Origin of the sequence: Mycolicibacterium neworleansense (genome assembly GCF_001245615.1) — a bacterium.
Classification (GTDB): Bacteria; Actinomycetota; Actinomycetes; order Mycobacteriales; family Mycobacteriaceae; genus Mycobacterium; species Mycobacterium neworleansense.
This window is the reverse complement of sequence record NZ_CWKH01000002.1, coordinates 1,132,306-1,152,938: the sequence shown is the minus strand read 5'-3', so window position 1 is coordinate 1,152,938 and position 20,633 is coordinate 1,132,306. Positions and strand designations below refer to the sequence as shown.

At 67.6% G+C, this 20,633-nt stretch carries 23 protein-coding genes; 5 read left to right on the top strand and 18 right to left on the bottom strand.

All coding sequences use genetic code 11. The features are described from left to right. Positions 1 to 3 precede the first annotated feature (3 nt). Positions 4 to 456: a 6,7-dimethyl-8-ribityllumazine synthase gene (locus tag BN2156_RS21140; RefSeq protein ID WP_090516877.1), complete on the top strand. Its 453-nt coding sequence runs from the start codon at positions 4 to 6 to the stop codon at positions 454 to 456. Here the strand turns inward: BN2156_RS21140 and BN2156_RS21135 are convergent. The 4 genes from BN2156_RS21135 to BN2156_RS21120 form a co-directional block, all read right to left on the bottom strand. Beyond that, positions 453 to 1,814, bottom strand: coding sequence for an FAD-dependent oxidoreductase (locus BN2156_RS21135; RefSeq protein ID WP_090516876.1), 1,362 nt, complete (start codon positions 1,812 to 1,814; stop codon positions 453 to 455). The genes BN2156_RS21140 and BN2156_RS21135 overlap by 4 nt on opposite strands. A 76-nt stretch (positions 1,815 to 1,890) precedes the next feature. Beyond that, positions 1,891 to 2,796 carry an alpha/beta hydrolase gene (locus tag BN2156_RS21130; RefSeq protein ID WP_090516875.1) on the bottom strand — a complete coding sequence of 302 codons (906 nt, stop codon included), beginning with the start codon at positions 2,794 to 2,796 and terminating at the stop codon, positions 1,891 to 1,893. Between the two features lie 61 nt (positions 2,797 to 2,857). Further along, positions 2,858 to 3,814 (bottom strand): helix-turn-helix transcriptional regulator, encoded by a 957-nt coding sequence (locus BN2156_RS21125; RefSeq protein WP_090516874.1) that lies wholly within the window; start codon positions 3,812 to 3,814, stop codon positions 2,858 to 2,860. Between the two features lie 113 nt (positions 3,815 to 3,927). Then, positions 3,928 to 4,326, bottom strand: coding sequence for an STAS domain-containing protein (locus tag BN2156_RS21120; RefSeq protein WP_090516873.1), 399 nt, complete (start codon positions 4,324 to 4,326; stop codon positions 3,928 to 3,930). Positions 4,327 to 4,736: 410 nt separating this feature from the next. Here BN2156_RS21120 and BN2156_RS21115 point away from each other — a divergent pair, with 410 nt between their 5' ends. Continuing rightward, complete coding sequence (locus tag BN2156_RS21115) at positions 4,737 to 5,357, top strand: TetR/AcrR family transcriptional regulator (RefSeq protein ID WP_090517541.1); 621 nt, start codon at positions 4,737 to 4,739, stop codon at positions 5,355 to 5,357. Here BN2156_RS21115 and BN2156_RS21110 read toward each other — a convergent pair. The 9 genes from BN2156_RS21110 to BN2156_RS21070 all read right to left on the bottom strand — a co-directional run bounded on the left by BN2156_RS21110 (position 5,336) and on the right by BN2156_RS21070 (position 11,901). Continuing rightward, the gene (locus BN2156_RS21110) at positions 5,336 to 5,752 is read right to left on the bottom strand and encodes a hypothetical protein (RefSeq protein ID WP_090516872.1); all 417 of its coding nucleotides are present in this window, start codon (positions 5,750 to 5,752) and stop codon (positions 5,336 to 5,338) included. The two genes, BN2156_RS21115 and BN2156_RS21110, sit on opposite strands and share 22 nt — an antisense overlap. A 66-nt stretch (positions 5,753 to 5,818) precedes the next feature. Continuing rightward, a complete protein-coding gene (locus tag BN2156_RS21105; RefSeq protein ID WP_235625427.1) occupies positions 5,819 to 6,265 on the bottom strand; it encodes a hypothetical protein in 447 nt (148 codons plus the stop codon). 150 nt (positions 6,266 to 6,415) lie between these two features. Next, entirely contained in the window at positions 6,416 to 7,015 is a 600-nt protein-coding gene (locus BN2156_RS21100) for a TetR/AcrR family transcriptional regulator (protein ID WP_090516870.1), read from the bottom strand. 42 nt (positions 7,016 to 7,057) lie between these two features. Then, positions 7,058 to 7,708 (bottom strand): hypothetical protein, encoded by a 651-nt coding sequence (locus BN2156_RS21095; RefSeq protein ID WP_210436682.1) that lies wholly within the window; start codon positions 7,706 to 7,708, stop codon positions 7,058 to 7,060. After that, positions 7,705 to 8,613, bottom strand: a complete 909-nt coding sequence (locus BN2156_RS21090; RefSeq protein WP_162490907.1) for a vWA domain-containing protein — start codon at positions 8,611 to 8,613, stop codon at positions 7,705 to 7,707. Before BN2156_RS21090 ends, BN2156_RS21095 begins: the two co-directional genes overlap by 4 nt. Beyond that, on the bottom strand, positions 8,610 to 9,572 hold the full coding sequence (locus BN2156_RS21085) for a hypothetical protein (RefSeq protein WP_090516868.1): 963 nt from the start codon (positions 9,570 to 9,572) through the stop codon (positions 8,610 to 8,612). Before BN2156_RS21085 ends, BN2156_RS21090 begins: the two co-directional genes overlap by 4 nt. Further along, positions 9,563 to 10,036, bottom strand: coding sequence for a hypothetical protein (locus tag BN2156_RS21080; protein WP_090516867.1), 474 nt, complete (start codon positions 10,034 to 10,036; stop codon positions 9,563 to 9,565). Before BN2156_RS21080 ends, BN2156_RS21085 begins: the two co-directional genes overlap by 10 nt. Continuing rightward, positions 10,026 to 10,892, bottom strand: coding sequence for a DUF58 domain-containing protein (locus tag BN2156_RS21075; protein WP_090516866.1), 867 nt, complete (start codon positions 10,890 to 10,892; stop codon positions 10,026 to 10,028). Before BN2156_RS21075 ends, BN2156_RS21080 begins: the two co-directional genes overlap by 11 nt. A 7-nt stretch (positions 10,893 to 10,899) precedes the next feature. After that, complete coding sequence (locus BN2156_RS21070) at positions 10,900 to 11,901, bottom strand: AAA family ATPase (RefSeq protein WP_090516865.1); 1,002 nt, start codon at positions 11,899 to 11,901, stop codon at positions 10,900 to 10,902. Positions 11,902 to 11,963: 62 nt separating this feature from the next. On the opposite strand from BN2156_RS21070, the gene BN2156_RS21065 reads away from it, so the two are divergent. Next, positions 11,964 to 13,388 carry a cytochrome P450 gene (locus BN2156_RS21065; protein ID WP_308207854.1) on the top strand — a complete coding sequence of 475 codons (1,425 nt, stop codon included), beginning with the start codon at positions 11,964 to 11,966 and terminating at the stop codon, positions 13,386 to 13,388. Here the strand turns inward: BN2156_RS21065 and BN2156_RS21060 are convergent. Then, a complete protein-coding gene (locus BN2156_RS21060) occupies positions 13,342 to 16,179 on the bottom strand; it encodes an MMPL/RND family transporter (RefSeq protein WP_090516863.1) in 2,838 nt (945 codons plus the stop codon). The two genes, BN2156_RS21065 and BN2156_RS21060, sit on opposite strands and share 47 nt — an antisense overlap. Positions 16,180 to 16,235: 56 nt before the next feature. Here BN2156_RS21060 and BN2156_RS21055 point away from each other — a divergent pair, with 56 nt between their 5' ends. After that, positions 16,236 to 16,970 (top strand): TetR/AcrR family transcriptional regulator, encoded by a 735-nt coding sequence (locus tag BN2156_RS21055; RefSeq protein WP_090516862.1) that lies wholly within the window; start codon positions 16,236 to 16,238, stop codon positions 16,968 to 16,970. Here BN2156_RS21055 and BN2156_RS21050 read toward each other — a convergent pair. Both BN2156_RS21050 and BN2156_RS21045 read right to left on the bottom strand, forming a co-directional pair. Further along, positions 16,967 to 17,644 carry a DsbA family oxidoreductase gene (locus tag BN2156_RS21050; RefSeq protein ID WP_210436681.1) on the bottom strand — a complete coding sequence of 226 codons (678 nt, stop codon included), beginning with the start codon at positions 17,642 to 17,644 and terminating at the stop codon, positions 16,967 to 16,969. The genes BN2156_RS21055 and BN2156_RS21050 overlap by 4 nt on opposite strands. 36 nt (positions 17,645 to 17,680) lie before the next feature. After that, positions 17,681 to 18,862 carry a zinc-dependent alcohol dehydrogenase gene (locus tag BN2156_RS21045; RefSeq protein ID WP_090516861.1) on the bottom strand — a complete coding sequence of 394 codons (1,182 nt, stop codon included), beginning with the start codon at positions 18,860 to 18,862 and terminating at the stop codon, positions 17,681 to 17,683. Positions 18,863 to 18,952: 90 nt separating this feature from the next. On the opposite strand from BN2156_RS21045, the gene BN2156_RS21040 reads away from it, so the two are divergent. Further along, positions 18,953 to 19,447: a flavin reductase family protein gene (locus BN2156_RS21040; RefSeq protein ID WP_090517538.1), complete on the top strand. Its 495-nt coding sequence runs from the start codon at positions 18,953 to 18,955 to the stop codon at positions 19,445 to 19,447. Between the two features lie 3 nt (positions 19,448 to 19,450). Here the strand turns inward: BN2156_RS21040 and BN2156_RS21035 are convergent, their stop codons facing one another. Further along, positions 19,451 to 20,170 (bottom strand): NUDIX hydrolase, encoded by a 720-nt coding sequence (locus BN2156_RS21035; RefSeq protein ID WP_090516860.1) that lies wholly within the window; start codon positions 20,168 to 20,170, stop codon positions 19,451 to 19,453. A gap of 45 nt (positions 20,171 to 20,215) precedes the next feature. Further along, positions 20,216 to 20,593, bottom strand: a complete 378-nt coding sequence (locus BN2156_RS21030) for a nuclear transport factor 2 family protein (protein ID WP_090516859.1) — start codon at positions 20,591 to 20,593, stop codon at positions 20,216 to 20,218. Positions 20,594 to 20,633 lie beyond the last annotated feature (40 nt).

The window sequence follows — 20,633 nt, the reverse complement described above, 5'->3', positions numbered from 1 at the left end:
TACATGTCTGACGCAGCCACTCAGATCGCGTTCGTGCAAGCCACCTGGCATCGCAACATCGTCGACAAGGCCCGCGAGGGATTCACCGATCAGATCGGCACCCACGGCGTCGATGGCGCGGCCCTGGAGTTCTTCGAGGTTCCGGGCGCCTTCGAGATCCCGCTCACCGCAAAGCGTCTGGCACTGACCGGACGTTACCGGGCGATCGTGGCGGCCGGGCTCGTGGTCGACGGCGGCATCTACCGCCACGACTTCGTGGCCACCGCGGTGATCGACGGCCTGATGCGCGTCCAGCTCGACACCGATGTGCCGGTGTTCTCGGTCGTGCTCACCCCGCACCACTTCCACGAGCACGACGAGCACGTCGACTACTTCACCAGGCACTTCGTCAAGAAGGGCGCCGAGGCGGCCAACGCCGTCGCGGCCACCCTGGCCGTACACGCCTCGCTGGGTTAATCGCGCACGAGGGCGTCGCGGCCGGCCCGGATCATGTCTTCTCGGGCCACCACTTTCACACGTTCGCGCCCCTGAACCTCACCCAGTGACACCTCGTGGGCGTCGAGGCGCTCCCATTCCGCCCATGTGGTGTAGTCGACCCCGTTGGCGGCCAGGTGGGCGAATATCGCATCGGGATCGGTGGTTTCGGGGGTCCGCAGGCCGGACAGATCGTTGAGCAGGCTGGTGACGGTTTCGGCCGCGTCGGACTTGGTGTGCCCGATCAGTCCGATCGGCCCACGCTTGATCCATCCCGTCACATAAGCGGCATCGATCAGGCCTCCGTCGATGTCAAGCACCCGGCCCGCGTCATTCGGCACCACGCCGGCATGGTGATCGAACGGTAGGTCCGCCAGATGAGTCGACAGGTAGCCGACCGCACGGTAAACGGCTTCGACCGGCCAGTCGGTGAATTCACCTGTGCCACAGGCATTTCCGTCACCGCGAAGCTCGGTGCGCTCGGTGCGCAGGCCCTCGACCCGGTCGGTGCCCAGGACCGCAACGGGTGACTGGCACAGGTGCAGGTGAATGCGGTGCGGCGCGCCGGTCGGCTCGCGCTGCAGATACTTCATCATGGTGTCCACCACCAGCCTGGTCGACTTGCTCGTGTTGATGGCCTGCTGGCTGGCCTCATCGATTTCGAAGCCTTCCGGATGCACGATGACGTCGACACTCGGCGAGTGCGACAGCTCACGAAACTCCATGGGGCTGAACTTGATCTGAGCCGGCCCGCGGCGCGCGAAGACGTGGACATCGGTGGCCTGGTTGGCGGCCAGCCCCTGGTAGACGTTGCCGGGAATCTCGGTGCCGAGTTGTTCGTCCGCCGGCTTGGCCAGCATCCGCGCGATGTCCAGTGCCACGTTGCCCGCACCGAGCACGGCGACGTGCTTCGCGGTCAGCGGCCAGGTACGCGGCACGTCCGGATGCCCGTCGTACCAGGACACGAAGTCGGCAGCGCCATAGCTTCCGGGCAGGTCGATACCGGGGATGTCCAGCGCACGGTCGGCCCTGGCCCCGGTGGAGAAGATCACCGCGTCGTAGTGGCGCCGCAGATCGGCCAACCGCAGATCCGTGCCGTAGTGGACGTTGCCGATGAACCTCACGCTGTTCTCGTCACGGGACAGCACCCGACGCAGCGCCTTGATGATCTCCTTGATCCGCGGATGATCCGGGGCGACGCCGTAGCGCACGAGGCCATAGGGCGCAGGCAACCGGTCGAATACGTCGACGCGCGCGTGCTCGTACTCCTTGGTCAGGATGTCGGCGGCGTAGATGCCGGCCGGGCCCGCGCCGATGACTGCTACCTGAATCTTCCTCATGAGCGCCCTTCTATTTAGGTAAGGCAAGCCTAAATAGAACGCCACGCCTTGTGCGGCCTCCCCTGGGAGATCCCTGTCACGGTGCGGTGGCGCGGCGCACGTGCTCGACGATCCGCTCGTAGATCTTCCGGGTGACCTCGACGTCGTCGCTCATGATGTTGTAGCCGTGGTCGACATCGGGCACTTCGAGGTATTCGGCCAGGGAGCCGACGGCATCGAGCGTCTGCGCGTACCGCTTGGCCTCGTCACGCAGCCGGTCGTACTCCGCGGTGACGATCAGCGCCGGGGCGATGCCGTCGAGGCCGTCAGCGTTGGTGCCCCACGCCGGGGACGCCAGACGATCCCTGCGCTGGGCCCGATCGGGGATGTAGGCGGTGTCGAACACCTCACCCATCCACGGCTTCATCACGGCCTTTGCGCCCAACGGCGAGTTCTTGTCCTTCGTGGCGGTGACGAGGTCCAACGGCGGGTAGTGCAGAACCTGCAGGGCGATCTGCGGCCCACCGTTCTCGTGGGCCAACCGCGAGGCTGCCGCGGACAGACTGCCGCCCGCGCTCTGCCCTCCGACACACAATCGGCTGCCATCCCAGTCCCGTTCGGGCGCCGAGGCCCAGCCGAGCACGTCATAGATCTGCTCGACCGGGGTGGGAAACCTGCGGTTCGGGGCCAGCAGGTAATCGACGTTGACCACAACGACATTGGCGTGGGCGCACAGAAAGCGGCACCACGGGTCGTCCTGCTCGCGGTGCCCGACGACGAAACCTCCGCCGTGCACGTTCACGTACACCGCCGGCTGCGCCTCGCCGGACGCCGGGTGATACACCGTCGCGGCGACCGCGCCGTGCCGGGTCGGGATATCGATCAGTGTTGTGCGCCCGGGGATTTCGGTAAACCGCACGCCTGGTTTGGGAGCCGGGTTGACCGCCGCGGAGAACAACCGGGCCAGGGCATCGGCCAGCAGCGGTGTAGACAGTATGGACACGATTTCCTTCGAATGAGGGGTCGAGCCAACAACAATCGCACTCGACGCTACCGCGCACAACTCAATTGAGGGTGTCCGACGGATTCTCACCGAAGGTGCGGCGGTAGACCGCGGCGAAACGACCGGTATGGGCGAATCCCCAGCGGGCCGCGACGGCCTGCACGGTCGTCGTCGCCGGATCGGCCTTGAGCAGCTGTTGGCGGGCGTGGTCGAGGCGGACCCGGCGCAGATAACCCATCGGCGACACTTCGAGGTGGCGACGGAACATGTATTGCAGGGCGCGGGGCGTGACATAGACGGCCTCCGCGATATCGACCAGAGCGATATCGCGGTCGGCGTTCGCCTCGATGTAGGCGATGGCCCGCCGCAGCAGCACCGGCTTCGCATCGCGCCGATCGATCGGACCGGGCTCCAGCCCCGCATTGGTCGGCAGGGTGGACACCACCGCGGCAGCCAGCATCGCGGCAGTGGTCGAGGCCACCAGCGTCGGAACGGGCCCCGTCTTGCCGTGCACCACCGACCGCACGTATTCGATCGCCGCGTCGAGTTGGCGACCCGCCTGCGGCGATATCGGACGGTGGCCCGTCAGTCGCACGGTTTCGCCCGGCTCACCGGGACCCGTCGCCGCGACGCGCCCCAGCAATTCGGTGTCGAACATGGTCAGGTCGTAGTCCGCCCGGCACACCCGGCCCGAGTAGGGCAGCTCCGGCGGGGAGAACAACGTGACGTCACCCGGACCGAAGACGTCCTGCGGCTCGCCGATGAAGTTCTCCTCGATACGGCCCGAATGCACTCGGCACAGACAGACCCGGTTCAGCGGATCGGCGTCGTAGGACATGTGATAGTCGAGCTCGAGTTCGTCGAAACTGATCGGGCCCAGCCATTTGCGGACGATGCGCGTGGTCGGTGTCTCGCCGCTCCCTCGGCCGATGCTCATCTTCGTGTAGGCGCGGACCAGGAATTCCTCGGTCGCGCCGAGGTCCGCACTGGTGAAATCGAGGTCTTCGTTCGCCGTCATCACGTTTCGCCTCAGGTGACCTGACGGGGTGCGGTCGCAGTCCCGAGAAAGCCATCCTACCTGGGATGCTTACGTTGTATACGGCCAACGGTTTGAGTCCGCCCCGGGGCCGGTCAGCCAGAACCGGCCGTCAGACCCGCGGCGCCGACGACCGGCAGGTGATGATCGGCGAAGACCCGCAGCAGTGGGCGTAGCGCCGGTCCGGCCACGACGTGCCAGGACACGTGCGCCCGGTGGCATTCGTCGGCAAATGCCAACAGCACACGGAATCCCTCGACGGCCATGAAGTCGACCGAGCGCAGGTCCAGAACAAAGGGGTTCCCGGGCCGCGCCAGGCGACGGATCGCGGCGGCCAGCCGGTCCGCGTTGCAGATGTCGACTTCCCCCTCGACCACCAGCACGGTGGCCGGGCCCCTGATGTGCGCCGAGACCCGCGCTCCGGCGCAGTCGATGACGCCGGCATCGGGCGAACGAACCGGTCGTAGCCGGCCAGGATGGTGAACAGCAGTCATGATGGCACTCCATCGCCTAGCTACAGGGGGGCCGAGGTGACCCTCGACCACGTGACCGGCTGTGTCCTCAACCGCCTTGAGGTTATCGCGATCATGGTCGGCCAGGATCGATTCCGATTACGGGACACCAGCCGGGAAACCTGTGAAACACCCTTCACCCCAATGGTTTTCGACCCAATCGCACCATTCGGCAGCCAGTGAGGATTTCGTTGTCTGGATGACCCGAGGGCCTGTCGGTTTCGTTTATTGACCCACGCGCAGAACTATCGGGGGCACGCGGCCATTTTCGGGTGCGCATTGTGAATCCGGCCACGCCGGCCGTCGTCCGGACAGTCGAAGTGCCTGCAAAACAGCCTGATGTGCAGGAAACATGAACATGGCTCACGTCACCCATGTGCGACGATCTAGTCGTGGTCACCCACAAGCCACTACGGCGACGGCAACCCGTGCAGGAGCGCAGCAGGCGCCGCGTCGAACGCATCCGCGCCGCCGCACTCGAGCTACTCGAGACCCAGGGCGTCGACTCCGTCACCACCCGGGCCATCGCCCAACGTGCCGATGTGCCCGTGGCAACCGTCTATCAGTTCTTCCCCAACCGGGACGCGATCCTGCAGGAGATCGTCGCCGACCATCTCGACCGGCGCGATGCCGAAGGTGCGGAGATACTGGCGGCACTCGCCCCGACCAGCCTGGCCGAGGTGGCCCATGGCATCTTCGAATTCCATTACGAGCACCTGCGCAACCATCCGCACCTGGTGAACCTGCACTACACCAGCCTGGCCAGTGGTCTGCTCGCCGACCCGCGTGCGCGCCGGGCCGAGTTCGCCAACGCCCTGCACGGCGCGCTGCTGCATTGGGGCCTGCTGCGCGAGGGCACGGACGCGCTGGTCACCATGGTTGCCGTCGAGATGGGTGATCGCCTGTTGCAGATGGCCTTCCACGCGGGCCCGGACAAGGACCGCACGATCCTCACCGAGGGCGAGAAGGCGCTGACCGAGTACCTGCAGACCTACGCCGCGCCGACCGCCTGATCGGCGCCCTGCTTGACCAGGGCGAACCGGGTCAGGGTACCGACAAACCGGGCGAGATCGTCCAGCCGGTAGCGCATCCCCGGCCCGGGAACCCAGTGTCCGGCGCAGCGCTCGAGCACCAGCGCCTCCACCGGCTCGTCGAATACCGGGGACGCCACGCCAGGTGCGCTCGGACTGAGCCATCCGTCGACGATGTGCACCTGCAGCGCCCTGCCGTCGAGCCGGCGCACGCGCACCGATGACGCCTTCACCGTGACGGCGACGGTGGTGGTTGCGAAGTCGCCACCGATACCCACCTGGACCACATCGTCGACGAGCGGGACGGTGAGACGGGTTGTTCCCCGGCAAAGCCGGTCGAGATCAGCCGCCGGCAGGGACGACAAACACGCACGCATACCGTTAATGATTATCATTTTCAGAACTTGCCCTCAACCGCGCGGGCAAGTGCGCTGTTCAGCGGGTCAGCGCCGGGCGCCGCTGCCACCCACCTCGGCTGCAAGCGGCGGCGGAAGCGGGGTAGTGGGCGTGGGTGACGCCGTCGCGGGAGCCGGGGCCGCCCCCGGGCGGTGGAAATCGACCATCGGCTCCTCGCGGATCACCTTCTCCCCCACACTGAGCACGAGCGACTTCGAGGTCACCAGGTATTCGATCCCGGAGTTCTCCACTCGAAACGCACCGTCGTCGTTGCGCGTCGCGGGCACGATCAGTTTCGCGCCGTCACGCAGCCGGACACCGCGGTACTCGTACTTGCCGCCCGATACCGAACAGATCGCCACCCGGGAGGCGTCGGTGCTGCCGAACAGTACGGTCGCGTCCGCACTGGCGCAGCGCGCCGTGGAGTCGACATATCCGCGGGCATCGCTGGTCGGCGCGGCCGAGGCCGCCGGAATCCCCACCGCGAGCAACATGACACCCGCCGTCACCGCAGCGGTGAGACAGCGACGCGGGGAGCAGGCACCAGACATCGGTTACCACTGAACCACGGCTTTGCTGGTTACGTCAGCGTCAGCACCGAGACACCACCGAATCGTTAGGTCTCCGCAACACAACGCTGCGGTCTAGGGCGCCAGGCTGCGCATGGTCCTGACCACGTAGTCATCCAGCAGGGCGTCGCGGGTGGGCCAGTCGTTGGTGGTGACCAGCAGCGCGTAGAACCCGAGCAGAAAGAAGACCGCGCTGTTCCACGGGCTGACGTCGGCCGCAACCTCGCCCGACTGCTGGGCCAGTTCGATCTCCCGGGCCACCCCCGAGATCACCGGGTGCTCCTGGCTGTCGGGTGCAGGTGGCCGCGTCTGCGAGAAATGCAGGGCCAGAAAGTCTTTGAACAGCACCCCGCCCAGGCGCCGTTCCAGCCCGACCACCAACCGCATGGCTTCGCGCAGCCCGTCGTCCAGGCTGTGCGGCTTCTTGAGGAATTGGGTGTACTGCTTGGCGATGCGTTCCTCTTCACGCTCCTCGAGCTCCAGCAGCACGTGCTCCTTGGTGGGGAAATGAAAGAAGAACGTGCCGTGCGCGACCCCGGCCGCGGTCACGATCGCACCCACGTCGGCCTCGGCCATCCCCGCGCGCTTGAACTCGGCGATCGCCGCACCCATCAACCGCTCACGCGTCTGTAGGCGCTTCGCCTCACGCGCAGACACCCCGTCCGCCACGGCCATTCCATTCCTCCGCACTGACCACACAACCCAATCACCCCGAATCTAACGTGTGGCCGCGTCACGCAGGATCTGTTGCAGCCGCTCCAACGGATCCCCCGCGGCGGGGTTGAGCCGGTTCTGCGGCGAATTGGGTGACGCACCGGCCACTGCCGGAGGCGGCGCCGGTGCCGCTGCCGGTGGGGGAGACACCGGTGGCGGCACGATGGCACCGGCCGCACCGATCTTGCGGTTCAACCGGGCCGGCGCGTCGTTGCCGGCGAAGCAGCCGCCGGGCGCCCGCTCCACCACGTCCCGCGCGGCCAGGTAGTGGGTCAATGCCAGCCGACTGTCCCCCGCGGCGATTGCCCGGTCACCGAGCGTCTCCCGCACGAGCTCCAGATTGACCCTGGCCGAGCATGATTCATCAGAATCCAGGCGGGCCACCGCGGCCGCAAAATGACGCTCGGCATCGGTGAGCCGGTCTTCCAGTACCGCCAGCGCGCCTGCCGCGAAGTCCGCCTTGCCGGGTTCGACGATGTTCAGCGTCTGCAACCGCGAAACCTGATCTGCCATCGCCTCGGTGTCTCGTTCGGTGAAGCTGGCCCCGACCGAGTTGCCGATCACCACAACCGACAGCAGCTTGACGATCGCGATGACGAGTACCAGCGCCACCGGGGCCGAGTACACCAGAAGGCGACGACGCACCGTGCTCATGACCGCAGTCCCAGATCGATCGGTTGAGAGCGGCGGAATTCACGAAGCACCAAATAGAGCTCGACGAGGATGAGCAGCGCGGCCGCAGCGGCGAAGACCCAGTACAGCTCGACGGCGGTGGACACCGGCGCGGCCGGAGGCGCCTGGCTTGAGGTTTCGTCACCGGCAACGGCCTCGGCCAACGGTGTCGTGTCGGTGCGCGGCACGAACGGAACCCCGATCTGCTCGGCGACCCCGCCGAGAGCCTGCGCCCCGGCGCCGTCATATCCCAGTACCGCGCCACCGTCCACAACGTCCTCGGGCAGCTGGAACTGGCGTTGCGGTGCTTGCGAATCCGGGGCGCCCGCGCCGAGGTAGAACACGAGGTTCCGGGCCCTCGGAAACTGCTGAACGGCGCTGATCAACTGGTAGCGCAGGATGCTGGCGGCCGCGCCGACATTGGCATCCGGGGTGTCCGGTGCCGCCGGGCGCGCATTCGTGGCCGCCACCACCGGGCTCAGGCTCCAGGTATCGGCGGACAGCGGCCAGTCCACGGACGGGCGGTCGGCGAAGCTGATCAGCGCGAAGCGGCCCCGCGGATAGCGTTCGATCAGAGCTGCGATGTCCTCGCGGGCCGCCGCGATCCGGGTCCCCGACATATCCGGTGAACGGTCCAGCAGCACAAAGATATTGGGGTCGCGATCCCCGGCCGGCCGGGGCACGGTGTCGTGGGTTCTGCCGGCGACCGGGCCGAGGGCGGCCACGAGCAGCAACAACCCGGCGGTGGTCAGTGCCGACCAGCGCCACACCGCAGCCCAGCCGCCGCCTTCGGCGCGGACCCGCCCGAAGGTGAGCGCGCGAGCCACGATCAGCATCACCGCCAGCGCCGCGACCAGCAGCGGCGGCAGGACCGGTTCGAACCTCATCGCCGCATCACCACCGGCCACCACCACAAGACCGTCATCGCCAGCGAGGCGAGCAACACGGGAACCCCCGGCGTTTCGGCAGACCGGACATCCGCGGACTCGCCGGTCGACCCGGCCTGCGGCGGATGGTCCCGGATCTCGTCCAGATGCGCATCCACATCCGCCGCATCGGAAAACCACCGGCCGCCGGTGCTGCGAGCCAGGTCGGCCGCGGGCCCGTCCCCGGATCCGGGAGTGATCGCGTTGACCTGCACACCTGCCGTCACCGCCAGGTCGCGGAGCCGGTCCGTACCGAACAGCGGTGCCACCTCGCCGGGTCGCGGCAGGGATTCGGGGCCGACGTAGACGATCGACCGTCGCTGTGCCGACGGCTCCGAAAAGGACGGGAACCCGGTCAGACACAATGCCAGCACGTCCTCGACGCTGGCGGCGTAATCGACATAGGACACCGGCGCGACGAACGGCCGGGAACCTTCCCGCCGACCGAAGGAGGCGAATTGTGCTGCCGCGTACTGGTAGTCACGGGTGAGCGGGATGACCCGCCGGTTCGCCGAGGTCAGCCCGACCCGCTCGGTGCCGAAGGAGCCGACCCGATCGGCGAAGTACCGCAGTGTGGTGCCGACAGCGGGGTCGGTGAGCGGGCCACCGACGCAGACCATGATGTCCTCGGGGGTCGCGACCTCATTGGCGCGACTCCACGACGGCAGGCCGGTGGGGCGAGCCGCGACCAGCGCCGAGGCGGCGAAGGCGACCGTCAGCGTCACCATGGCGACGACTGCTGACACGGTCCGCCGGCGCACGGCCCGCACATACTCGGGCAGCAGTGTCAGCCGCCGGGTATTGGCCAGCGGTATGAACTCGTCCTTGTCCACCGACTGCTTCGGCAACAGAGCCAGGCCCACGCACCCGGCAAGTGCGATGCAACCGGTGATCGCCACCGCCCACCAGATCAGGTCCATCCGCGGATCAACTCCTCGGCGCTGGCGCTGGCCGCACCGGCATCGAGCATCGACCGGTGGTTGAACTGGATGTCGGTGAGCTCGGCCAGGATCGGCGCGGCGGGGGCGGCGTCACTGTCGGCGATGGCGTCGATCTGCATGTACTGCGCCTGCACTCCCGTGGCGGCATGCAGGAATCCGCGCAGCTCGGCACTGAGCGCGGCACCGGCACCGGCCGCGGTGAGATCACCAGCCCGATAACGGTTCCCGATATTGCGGACCGCGCGGGCCGACCGTCGGCGCAGCAGTTCGGCCCGCGCCGCGCCGAGGACAGGCAACTCACGGACGGGGCGTCGCCGCGACGTCAGTACCAAGACGGCGGCATACCACCCGCCCAGCAGCAGGATCAGGCCGATCGCGACCCACAGCCACCCCGATGAGTACGGGGTGGGACCGATCACGTGCTGCAGCAGGTCATCCGGCACGGGCGTACACCCCGGTCATCGCGGTCAGTGCCGACCTGATCCGCATGCTGCCGGTTACCCGGGCATGAGGCACCCGCTGCAGGGTCAGGAACTGGGAAAGTCGCTCGCGCCGTTGCACTTCCGCCTGCCGGTAGGCCTCGATGACCTGTTGGCCCAGACCGGCCAGGAGGGGCCGGCCGTCGGCCACCTCGTAGCTGAGGCCGGCGTCCCGGTGTGCGCTCACCGCAGGCATGTCGCTCACCAGGGCCCACAGCACATCGTGGCGGGCGGTCAGCGAACCCAGCACCTCGGCCAGCCGGTCACTGACCTCCGGTTCGTCGGAAACGACGAAGATCAACAGCCGGTGGCGGTAATGGCGGGCCACCCACTCGAGCTGGACCAGGATGTCGCTCGGACCGGGGTCGTCGGTGGCGTGGTGGTCGAACCGGTGCAGCATGCTCTCGATGTGGGTCTCGCCGCGGCGCAGCCGGATGTCCACGTTGCCGCGATGGTCGCCGAGCACCATGGCGATCTCGTCCGATCGGGGCAGCGTCATCAGCCCGATCGCCCCGATGAGGTGTAGGGCCACCGTCTTTTTCAGCTCACCCGACGGCGCCAGCGCGCAGCTGTTGCGTCCGGCGTCGGCGACCACCAGAACCTTGTGGTGCTTTTCGGAGACGAACCGTTTGATCAAGGTGTGCCCGGAACGTGCGGTGGCCTTCCAGTCGATGTCGCGGACGTCGTCACCGGGGACGTAGGGACGCAGCTCGTCGAATTCCAGGCTGCGTGTGTGCACCAGGGCATAACGGCCGCCTTCGAGCAATCCGCCGATATCGCGGCCGGCATACGCCTTGGCGGAATCCAGGTATCTGCCCATCGTGGCCTCACGGCACCTGCACCGCGCGCAGCACCGCGTCGACGACGACGTCGGGGGTGATGCGGGCGGTGGCGGCTTCGAAGCCGAGGATCAGCCGGTGCCGCAGGACGCGGTGGGCCAACCGGGCGATGTCATCGGGCACCACGTGGTCGCGCCCCCGCAGCACAGCCAGTGCGCGCGCGGTCCGGCAGAACGCCAGGGTCGCGCGCGGACTGGCCCCGTACTCGATCACCCGCGCCAAGTTGGCCGGCAGGTAGTGCCCGGGCTCACGGGTCACCCCGACGAGGCGGCTGGCGTACTCGACCAGTGCGCGGTCCAGATACACCGTGCGCACGATGTCCTGCACACGACGCACGTCGTCGATGGTGACGACGGGGGCCGCACGGTGGCTGCGGTCGTACAGGCCGGCGTCCATCCGGGCGGCGATCTCGACCTCATCCTCGATCGAGGGATAGCCGACGATCTCCTTGAGCATGAAGCGGTCCGTTTGGGCCTCGGACAGCGGATAGGTGCCCTCCTGGTCGACCGGGTTCTGGGTGGCGATGACGAGAAACGGTTCGGGAATGGGATATTCGACGCCGGCGATCGTGGTTTGGCGCTCCTCCATCGCCTCCAGCATCGCGCTCTGAGTCTTGGCACTGGACCGGTTGATCTCGTCGAGCAGCACGATGTTGGCGTGTACGGGCCCCAGCTGGGTGACGAAGGAGTTGCTGGCCGCTTCGTAGATCTGGGTGCCGACGATGTCGCTGGGCAACAGGTCGGGCGTGCACTGGATACGGCGGAAGCTGCCCTCGATGGACTCGGCCACCACGCGGGCGGCCGTGGTCTTGGCCAGTCCCGGCACGCTCTCCAGGAGCAGATGGCCGCCTGCCAGCAACGCCACCAGCATCGATTCCCGCAGGTGCTCCTGCCCTACTACCCGAGTGGCGAACGCCGAGGTCACCGCCCCGACAATGCGCTGCGCCTCGGCGGCATCGCGCTGGTCAGCCTGCAATCGCGGTGCGGTCATGGATCCTCTCCGGTCGGTCGTCCCCCTTCCCCAGACCCAGTCGATGTACCCAGACTTTGCCGATGTCATGCGCACCGCACCGGTGGCGGCGTTTCAATGCCGGCGGCGCGGGTAGTTGGTTTGCCATGGGTTACCGACGACACGTTGTCACCGGCATGGCCGCAGTCGCGACTCTGACCGATCTCGGGTTCTCCTCCATCGCGGCGGGGGTGCTGGCTCGACGTCGGCCTGTGGTTCGGCTGCTGGAACGCACTCAGGCCGACGCGCGAGCGGTCAAACGGATACATCAGCTCCGAAGGCGGTTCGGTCGCGGCCCGGTCGAGGTGGTGATCCCGGGCCGGCGGATCGTCGTCGTGCTCGACCCCGACGATGTCGGACAGGTGCTGCAAGAGGCCCCGGTGCCGTTTCATCCCGCGAATCTGGAGAAACGCAAAGCCCTGCAGTGGTTTCAGCCGCACGGCGTGCTGATCTCTCAGGGGTCCATCCGCGAACCGCGGCGGGCGTTCAACGAGGCGGCGCTGGACACCGCCTCGGAAGTGCACCGCCTGGCGGGTTCGTTCGTCGAGGTGATCGCCGACGAGGCCGGCAACCTCATCGCCGATGTCGCCGATCACGGGCATCTGGATTCGTCGATGTTCATGACCAGTTGGTGGCGGATGGTCCGCCGGCTGACGCTGGGTGAGCGGGCACGCGACGACGAGGACGTCACCGACGAGCTGATGCAGCTGCGCAAGGCCGGCAACTGGTCGTTTCTGTCGTTGCCGCACTACCGCAAGCGGGCGCGGTTCCTCGACCGGCTCTACCGGTATGCCGAGGATCCCGAGCCCGGCACGCTGGTCCATGCCGTGGCCACCACACCAGCGAGCGGCGCGGTGGATCCCGTCGGCCAGATGCCGCAGTGGCTGTTCGCGTTCGACGCGGCAGGGCAGGCTTCGGTGCGGGCCCTTGCCCTGGTGGCCAGCCATCCGTCCGCATTGGCGCGCGCCCTCGGCGAAGCCGCCGACCCAGGGCAACCCTCGCTGCGCCCGTACCTACGCGCGACCGTCCTGGAGTCGGTGCGGTTGTGGCCGACCACCCCGGCCATCCTGCGCGACACCACCGCTGACACCACCTGGGGAGAGGGTGCTGACCGGTTCACCATCGGCAAGGGCGCCGGACTGATGATCGTGGTGCCCGCCTTCCATCGCGACGAAGCGCTGCTGCCGTACGCCCACCAGTTCGTCCCGGACATCTGGCTGGACGGCCGCGCCCAACAGCAGCCACAGCTGGTACCCTTCTCCGCCGGGCCCGCCGAATGCCCGGGCCGCAACCTGGTGCTTCTGGCTGCCAGCACCGTGCTCGCGAACCTGTTGCACGCCTTGGATCTTCGGCTGACCTCTACTCCGCGCCTGGAACCGGACCAGCCGCTGCCCATGACACTGAACCAGCTCACCCTCGACTTCACCGCCAATCGCAGGGCCGCGCAGTCGTCGGTGGCGACACACTAGAGACGACCGCCACGCGCCGGGGCCACCAGAACCAGCGTCCGAGCAGCACGGCGATCGGCGGTACCACGAAGGTGCGTACCACCAGGGTGTCGATCATCAGGCCGATTCCGATGGTGGATCCGACTTGGGCGATCGTCACCACACTGGCACCCAGCATCGCGAACATGGTCAGCCCGAACACGATTCCGGCGATGGTCACGACACTGCCTGTTCCGGCGAAGGCCCGGATCGTCGCGGTCCGCACGCCGGCGTGGGCTTCGTCGCGTAGCCGCATCGCCAGCAGCAGGTTGTAGTCGGCGCCGACAGCGACCAGGGCGATGAACGCCAATGCGGGCACTGCCCAGTGCAGCGGTTGGTCGAAGAGGAATTGCCAGATGGCGGCGCTGGCGCCCAGCGCCGAGGCATAGGAGATCGTCACGGTGGCCAGCACCACGATCCCGGCGACGGGACTGCGCAGCATGCCGGCCACGATCACGAAAATGAGCACCAGCGTGGCGATCACGAGCAGGGCGAAGTCGTGCTGCACGTAGGTGATGAGTTCTGCGGTGGCGGTCCCGACGCCGGTGAGGTCGACGACACCACTGGCCACCAGCGGGGTGTCTTTGAGGGCTTCGGCGGCGGCGATGCGGATCTCCTCAGACCGCTCCGCGCCGTCGCGCCCCCAGGATTCACCGTCGCCGTAGACCAACAGGCGGGTGGCGTGGCCGTCCGGGGAGAACATCATGGCCATCACCCGGCGGTACTCCGGATCGTCGAAAGTCCTTGGCGGCAGATAGAACCCGCCCTCAGCACTGCCGTCGAAGTCGGTGCTCAGCTGGGACAGGTAGCCGGTCATCTGCTGCATCTGCGGTCCGACGCTGTCCAGGCTGGAGCGCAGGGCGGAGGTGAGACCCCGCAGCCGGTTCAGCGCTGCCCGCATCGTGGCCACGCCCCTGGCCGCGCCGTCGAGTGAATCGGTGGCGCTGGTGGCGCCGTCTTTGAGCGCCCCTGCCCCACCGGCCAGCGTGCCCGTCGCACTCACCGCATCGTCGAGGGGCTTGACGATTTTCTGCACCGCGGCGCAGATCGGGTTGGCCGCACAGTCGGGGTTGCCGTCGACGAATTGGCGCAGCGGGTCGGCGTATCCGGAGACCTCCTGCAGGTTGCCCCGCAAGCCGGTCATGCCGGCTCCGATGTCCTGCGAGCCGGTTCCGACCCGGTTCAGCCCGTCGACGGCGCCGGTCAGCCCGCGTTGCATACCGTCGAGGGCGGAGTCGAGTTGTCCGATGGTGGCCGCGACGGTGTCTACGGAGTTCATCCCATCGAGCGCGGATTGTGCTGTGCCGTCGAGTTGTTCGCCGATCTGCCCGGCCTGGTAGGTCAGCGTGCCCTGGCGTACCGGGGCCCCGGCGGGCCGGCTGGCCGATTGCACTGTGCGTACTCCGCGGACCTCGAGGATCTTCCTGGTGACCCGCTCGATCGTGATCAGTCCGGCGGGGGTGCGCAGGTCGCGGTCGGACCGGATCGAGACGATCTCGGGCAGCAGCCGGTTATCCGGAAATCGGCCGTGCACCGCCTGGTAACCGCGACTGGAATCCGTGGTGGCCGGCTGTGCGCTCAGCTCGGCGAAGCTGACCTTGGCACCGAGCAACGGTACGGTGCAGACGATCAGGGCAGTCACGGCGACCACCAGGACCGGTCCCGGCCAGCGGGCTACCGCGGTGCCGATCTTGCGCCATCGACGGCTGATCCTGGCCGCCCGCGGCTCAACCCACCCACGCCGGCTGAACAAGCCGATCAACGCCGGGGTCAGCGTCAGCGCACCCAGCATTGCGGCGAGAACCCCTATCCCACTGGGTATTCCCGCGCTGCGCAGAAAGTTCACCTTGGCGAAGGTAAGGCAGAACAGCGCGGTGGCGATGGTGGCGGACGACCCGGCGATCACCGGCGCCACCCGGCGGTAGGCGTCGGCCAGCGCATCGGGCGGCGCCATGCCCGCGCGCCGGTTCTCGTGGTAACGGCCGAGCAGGAAGATGCCGTAGTCGGTGCCTGCGCCCAACACCATCGCCGACATCAATGCCACCGAGAACACCGACACCTCGATCACCCCGTGCTCACCCAGCAGGGCGACCACCGGACGCGCGACCGCCAGCGACAGCCCCACCGACGCCAGGGGTACCGCCGCGGTCATGGGCGAGCGGTACACGAACAACAACAGGGCGGCGATCATCGCGACCGTGAGCACTGTGATTCTCGCCAATTGTGCGTCCAGGGCGGCGAATTCGTCGACCAGGCTGGCCCCGGGCCCGGTGACGTGGGTCCGCAGTCCGTCCGGCGGACTGATCGCTGCCACCGCTTGGCGCAGCGCAGCCACGGCGTCGGTGGCGGTGCTGCTGCCCAATTGGCCGGACAGCCTTGCCATCAGGTAGGCCGCCTGGTGATCTCGGCTTTCGAATACGGCGGCGGCAGCGGGGTCGTCCCACAGATCCATCACCGACTCGACACCGGGAGTGTGCGTGCGCAGCCGGTCAGCCAGCGTGCGGTAGTAGCCGCGGTCGGAGTCCCCCAGTGTGCGGTCCGCCTCGAGGACGACGTAGGCAATGTTGTTGCTGTCGGAATCCCCGAACAGCGTGCCCATGCGTTGTGCGGCTTGGGTGGCGCCGGAGTCGGTCGGGAAGAACGCCCGCGACTGTTCCTTCACGACGTGTTCGAGTTGGGGCACCGCGAGATTGCCGACGCCGGCCAGCAGGAGCCACGCGGCCACGATCAGGACCGCGTACCTGCTTGTCGTTCGCGCAATGGTCTCCAACATCGCTCCCCACCCGTCCATAACAATGTTATTGGCAGGTATAACATTGTTATGGCAGCATGTCCAGGACGATGTCCACCATGGGAATTCGCGAGAGCCTGATCGAGGAGAGCCTGCAGATCCTCGAGGAGAGCGGGCCCGAGGCGCTGAACGCGCGTATGTTGGCCAAGCGGATCGGCGCCTCAACGATGGCGGTCTACACCCACTTCGACGGCATGTCCGGCCTCTACGAGGCACTCGTGCGCGAGTCGTTCGTCCGCTTCGGCGAACACCTGAGCCGACGTCCCGACACCGACGATCCGGTGGCCGACCTGCTCGCCTCCGGACTGGCCTACCGCGACTACGCGCTCACCTATCCGCAACGGTACCGGCTGATGTTCGGAATCACCTCACCGTCCATCACGCTGCCGATCGGCCGGGACGTCACGGTCGACGGCAACCCGGCGGCGCTGTCCGAGATCAACTCGGTGTACGCCCAGATCCCCGTATTCGTGCGGCGCTGCATGGAGGCCGGCGCGATCGACGACGGCGATCCGGTGGCCGTCGCCGCACAGATCTGGACCATGATGCACGGCTACGTCCTGGCCGAGATCATCGGCGTGTTCGGCACCGACGGCGGTGGCGTCACCCGGGTTCTGGCCCCCCACATCACCAACCTGCTGATCGGGCTCGGCGGCGACCGGGAACGCATCCAGCAGTCATTTCAGCGGTTGGATCCGCCGTCGAACCCGCCACGCCCGAGTGCACCCCCGGCTGCCACCGTCCGGCGCGGCCGCCGGACGCAGCGCCCTTAGCCCGACGCGCGCTTCACCAGCTGCTCCATGCCCGCGGGATCGTCGCTGTCGACGACGGGGAAACCGGATCCCGGTTCGCCCACCCAGTGCAGCTCGATGCCCGGGTTGTGCACGTCAGAACCGTCGGCCAGGAAGAAGTGCGGGCTGCCCTGGACCTCTTCCCGGTGGCGGCGGTACCCCCGCATCATCTCCGCCCGCGCCGTGCCGTCCTCCAGGTCGCGGCGCAACGCGCCGGCGTCGACGTCCGGGCACCGCTGCGCCACCCGGATGATCTCGTGCAACAACGAGACCGGCCTGCTGTCGGTGAAGAACGCGTGCCGCAATGCCATGTCGAGCTGTTCGGCTGCAGGAAGAGACTGCCGCTTGGCCGCGTGCACGGCCTCGTTGGTGAGCAGCGAGGTGATGGGCCAGGTGGAGGCGTCACCCTGCCACGGTTTCCAGCCGAACTCGGGTGCCAGTGCGCCCACGACCGGGATCTCACTGTCGAGGAAGCGCTTCGGAATCGGAAATTCGTTGACGTCTTCGAGCAGGAACAGCTGATGGTCCACGCGGACAGCGTCGGTCAGGCCGGCCTTCTCGCGCGCCGCGTAGAAGCGGTGCAGCGCAACGGTCGACCACCCGCACACCACATCGGTGAAGACCACGACAGTTCCCGGCTGCACATCAATTGTCATGGCGTCCGGGTTCCCGCCCTGGGCGCCACGAAACTCCTATGGCTTGAGGATGATCTTGACCGCGCCGTCCTTCTTCTTCTGAAAGATGTCGTAGCCGTGCGGCGCTTCGTCGAGCGGCAGCACGTGCGTGGCGAAATCGTCGACGCCCAAAGGGTCGTCGTCGCCGAGCAGCGGCAGGATGTCGCCCACCCATTTCTTGACGTTCGCCTGTCCCATCCGCAGCTGCACCTGCTTGTCGAACAAGGTCAGCATCGGCAGCGGATCTGCCATGCCGCCGTAGACGCCGATCAGGGAGATGGTGCCACCGCGGCGCACGATGTCGATCGCCGAATAGAACGCGTCCAGCCGGTCCACCCCTGCGGTCTGCATCAACGGCTTGGCGATTGCATCGGGCATCAACGCCGTCAGCTTCTGCAAGGTCGAGGCCACCGGGGAGCCGTGCGCCTCCATACCGACCGCATCGATCACCGAATCCGTGCCACGGCCGTCGGTCATCGACCGCACCGCATCACCCACCGATTCGTCGAGTGAGTTGAGGTCGATGGTGGTGATGCCACGCTCCTCGGCGCGGGCCAGCCGTTCCGGGACGCGATCCACCGCGATCACGCGGTAGCCCAGATGCCCCGCGATCCGGGCCGCCATGTCACCGATCGGCCCGAGCCCGAGCACCGTCACCGAGCCACCGTCGGGAATCTCGGCGTAGGCCACGGCCTGCCACGCGGTGGGCAGGACGTCCGAGAGGTAGACGAACCGCGAATCCGGTGGCCCGTCAGGCACTTTGATGTGGGTGAACTGGGCCTGGGGCACCCGCAGGTACTGCGCCTGGCCGCCGGGGATCTGACCGTACAGTTCCGAGTAGCCGAACAGGGCCGCGCCCATGCCGTGCTCGCGGACCTGGGTGGTCTCGCATTGGGTGAACAGATCCTGATCGCACATGAAGCAGTGGCCACACGAGATCTGAAACGGGATGACCACGCGCTCACCCACCGACAGGCTGTCGACCCCCGAGCCGACTTCCCGCACGATGCCCATCGGTTCGTGGCCGAGGATGTCGCCCGGGTGCATGAAGGCGCCGAGCACCTCATATAGGTGTAGATCGGACCCACAGATGTTGGTCGAGGTCACCTCGATGATCGCGTCGGTGGGCTCTTCGATCTTCGGGTCCGGCACGGTGTCCACCCGGACATCGCGCCGGCCATGCCAGGTAACGGCTTTCACAGCTGCACTCCCATCGCTCGCGGTGTCGCAGGTGGGGGCTACCCCGCCAGGCCCGCGCCAAACTGCGCCGCGGTGGCCGAGAATGGTCTGATGGCGCACCACTGGGAAGGTTTCGACGGATTCCTCGGGCTGCTCGACTACCCGATGTTCGTCGTGACGGCACAGGCCGCGGACGGGCCGGCGGGCTGCTTGGTCGGATTCACCACACAGTCGAGCATCGACCCGCCTCGGTTCCTGGTGGGGATCTCGAAGAACAACCACACCTTTGCCGTGGCCGAAGCAGCCACCCATCTGGGTGTGCACCTGTTGGCCCGTGACGACCTGGAGCTGGCCCGGTGGTTCGGCGGCCGGACCGGTGACGAGGTGGACAAGTTCGCCGGCTGCCGCTGGCATCCCGGCCCGGCCGGGACCCCCGTTCTCGACGGCTCGCCGGCCTGGTTCGTCGGGGCCAAACTCGACCGTTTCGACCTCGGTGACCACGTGGGATATCTACTGAATCCGGTGGCCGGCCAGGCGCCCGACGAGCCGCAGCCCTGGGTCAGCCTCACCGACGTGGCCGATCTCAAGCCAGGACACGAGGCCTGAGCCCTACTTCCAGGCGAAGACCGGCTGTTCGAGTTCGTCGACCGGATCGGTGCGGCCCTCAAGCGCCAGCCACCGCAACTGCAGCAGCACCGCACCGGTCGGTGCGTGGATCAAGTCGTTGCCCAACGGAATCTGCACCACCGGGCGCGGGCTCTCCGGGATCGTGATGAATCGCGGGGAATCCTCGCGCTGAAGCTGGTGCAGGCCCACCCGGTAGGCCGCCACCACCTCGTCGGGCGACAGGCGTAGATCGAGCCGTCCGCCGCCCCAGATGACCACCGGGGTGATGACGTACCCGGAGCGGGTCGGGTAGTCGTCGAGCAGGCCCAGCACCGCCGATTCGGGCAGGCTCACCCCGACCTCTTCGTCGAGTTCCCGCAGCGCGGCCTCGACCGCGGTCTCACCCGGGTCCAGCCTGCCGCCGGGCAGCGCCCACTGCGCGGCGTGAGAAGAAAGTCGAGAAGTCCTGCGGCACAACAGAAAAGCGGCCCCGCCTGACACATCGACCATGCGCCCGTCGAGTCCGGGTTCCGGCATCGGCCGGCCCCCGATCCACTCGTCGACCGGAGCCGGATCTACCCGGTCCTCTCCGAGTTCGGAGTCGACCAGGACGACCGCGACGGCCGCATGCCGCTTCGTCTGGTCCGTCACGGCGCGGCGCTCGTGCCCCGCCAGATGCACCCCGATGCGGGCCCGCAGGGCTTCGTCATAGGCGATCGTCACCGATCGACCATATGCGGGGCGTGGCCCGACCGGCCGCCGAGGTGCTCAGTGGTCGGGTTTGCGCGTCTGCTGGTACAGCGCGAGCTTCCACACCCCGGCGACCCGGTGGTAGACGCTGGACATGGCGCCGACGAAGGCCGGCTCCTCCCCGTCGCGGTACGCCGTACCCGTGTAGACCAGGGCCGCGTTGTCGTCGTCGAGAGCGATCAGCCGAACACCGCTGATCTCATAGGCGCGCCACGGTGGCGACTCCGCCAAGGCGCTGACGACGGTGTTCCGGTCCATCACCATGCCGTTGGCGAGCACCATGACCCCCTCGGGCAACATCAGCTCGCCGTAGAAATCCGCGCCGGTCGACTCGCACAACGAATCCCACCCGGCGCGTTCGATGTGCAGGAGTTCGTCGAGAACTTGGCTGGTCACCGCTACGTGATACCCGTTACCCGCGCCTGGTATGCCTGGG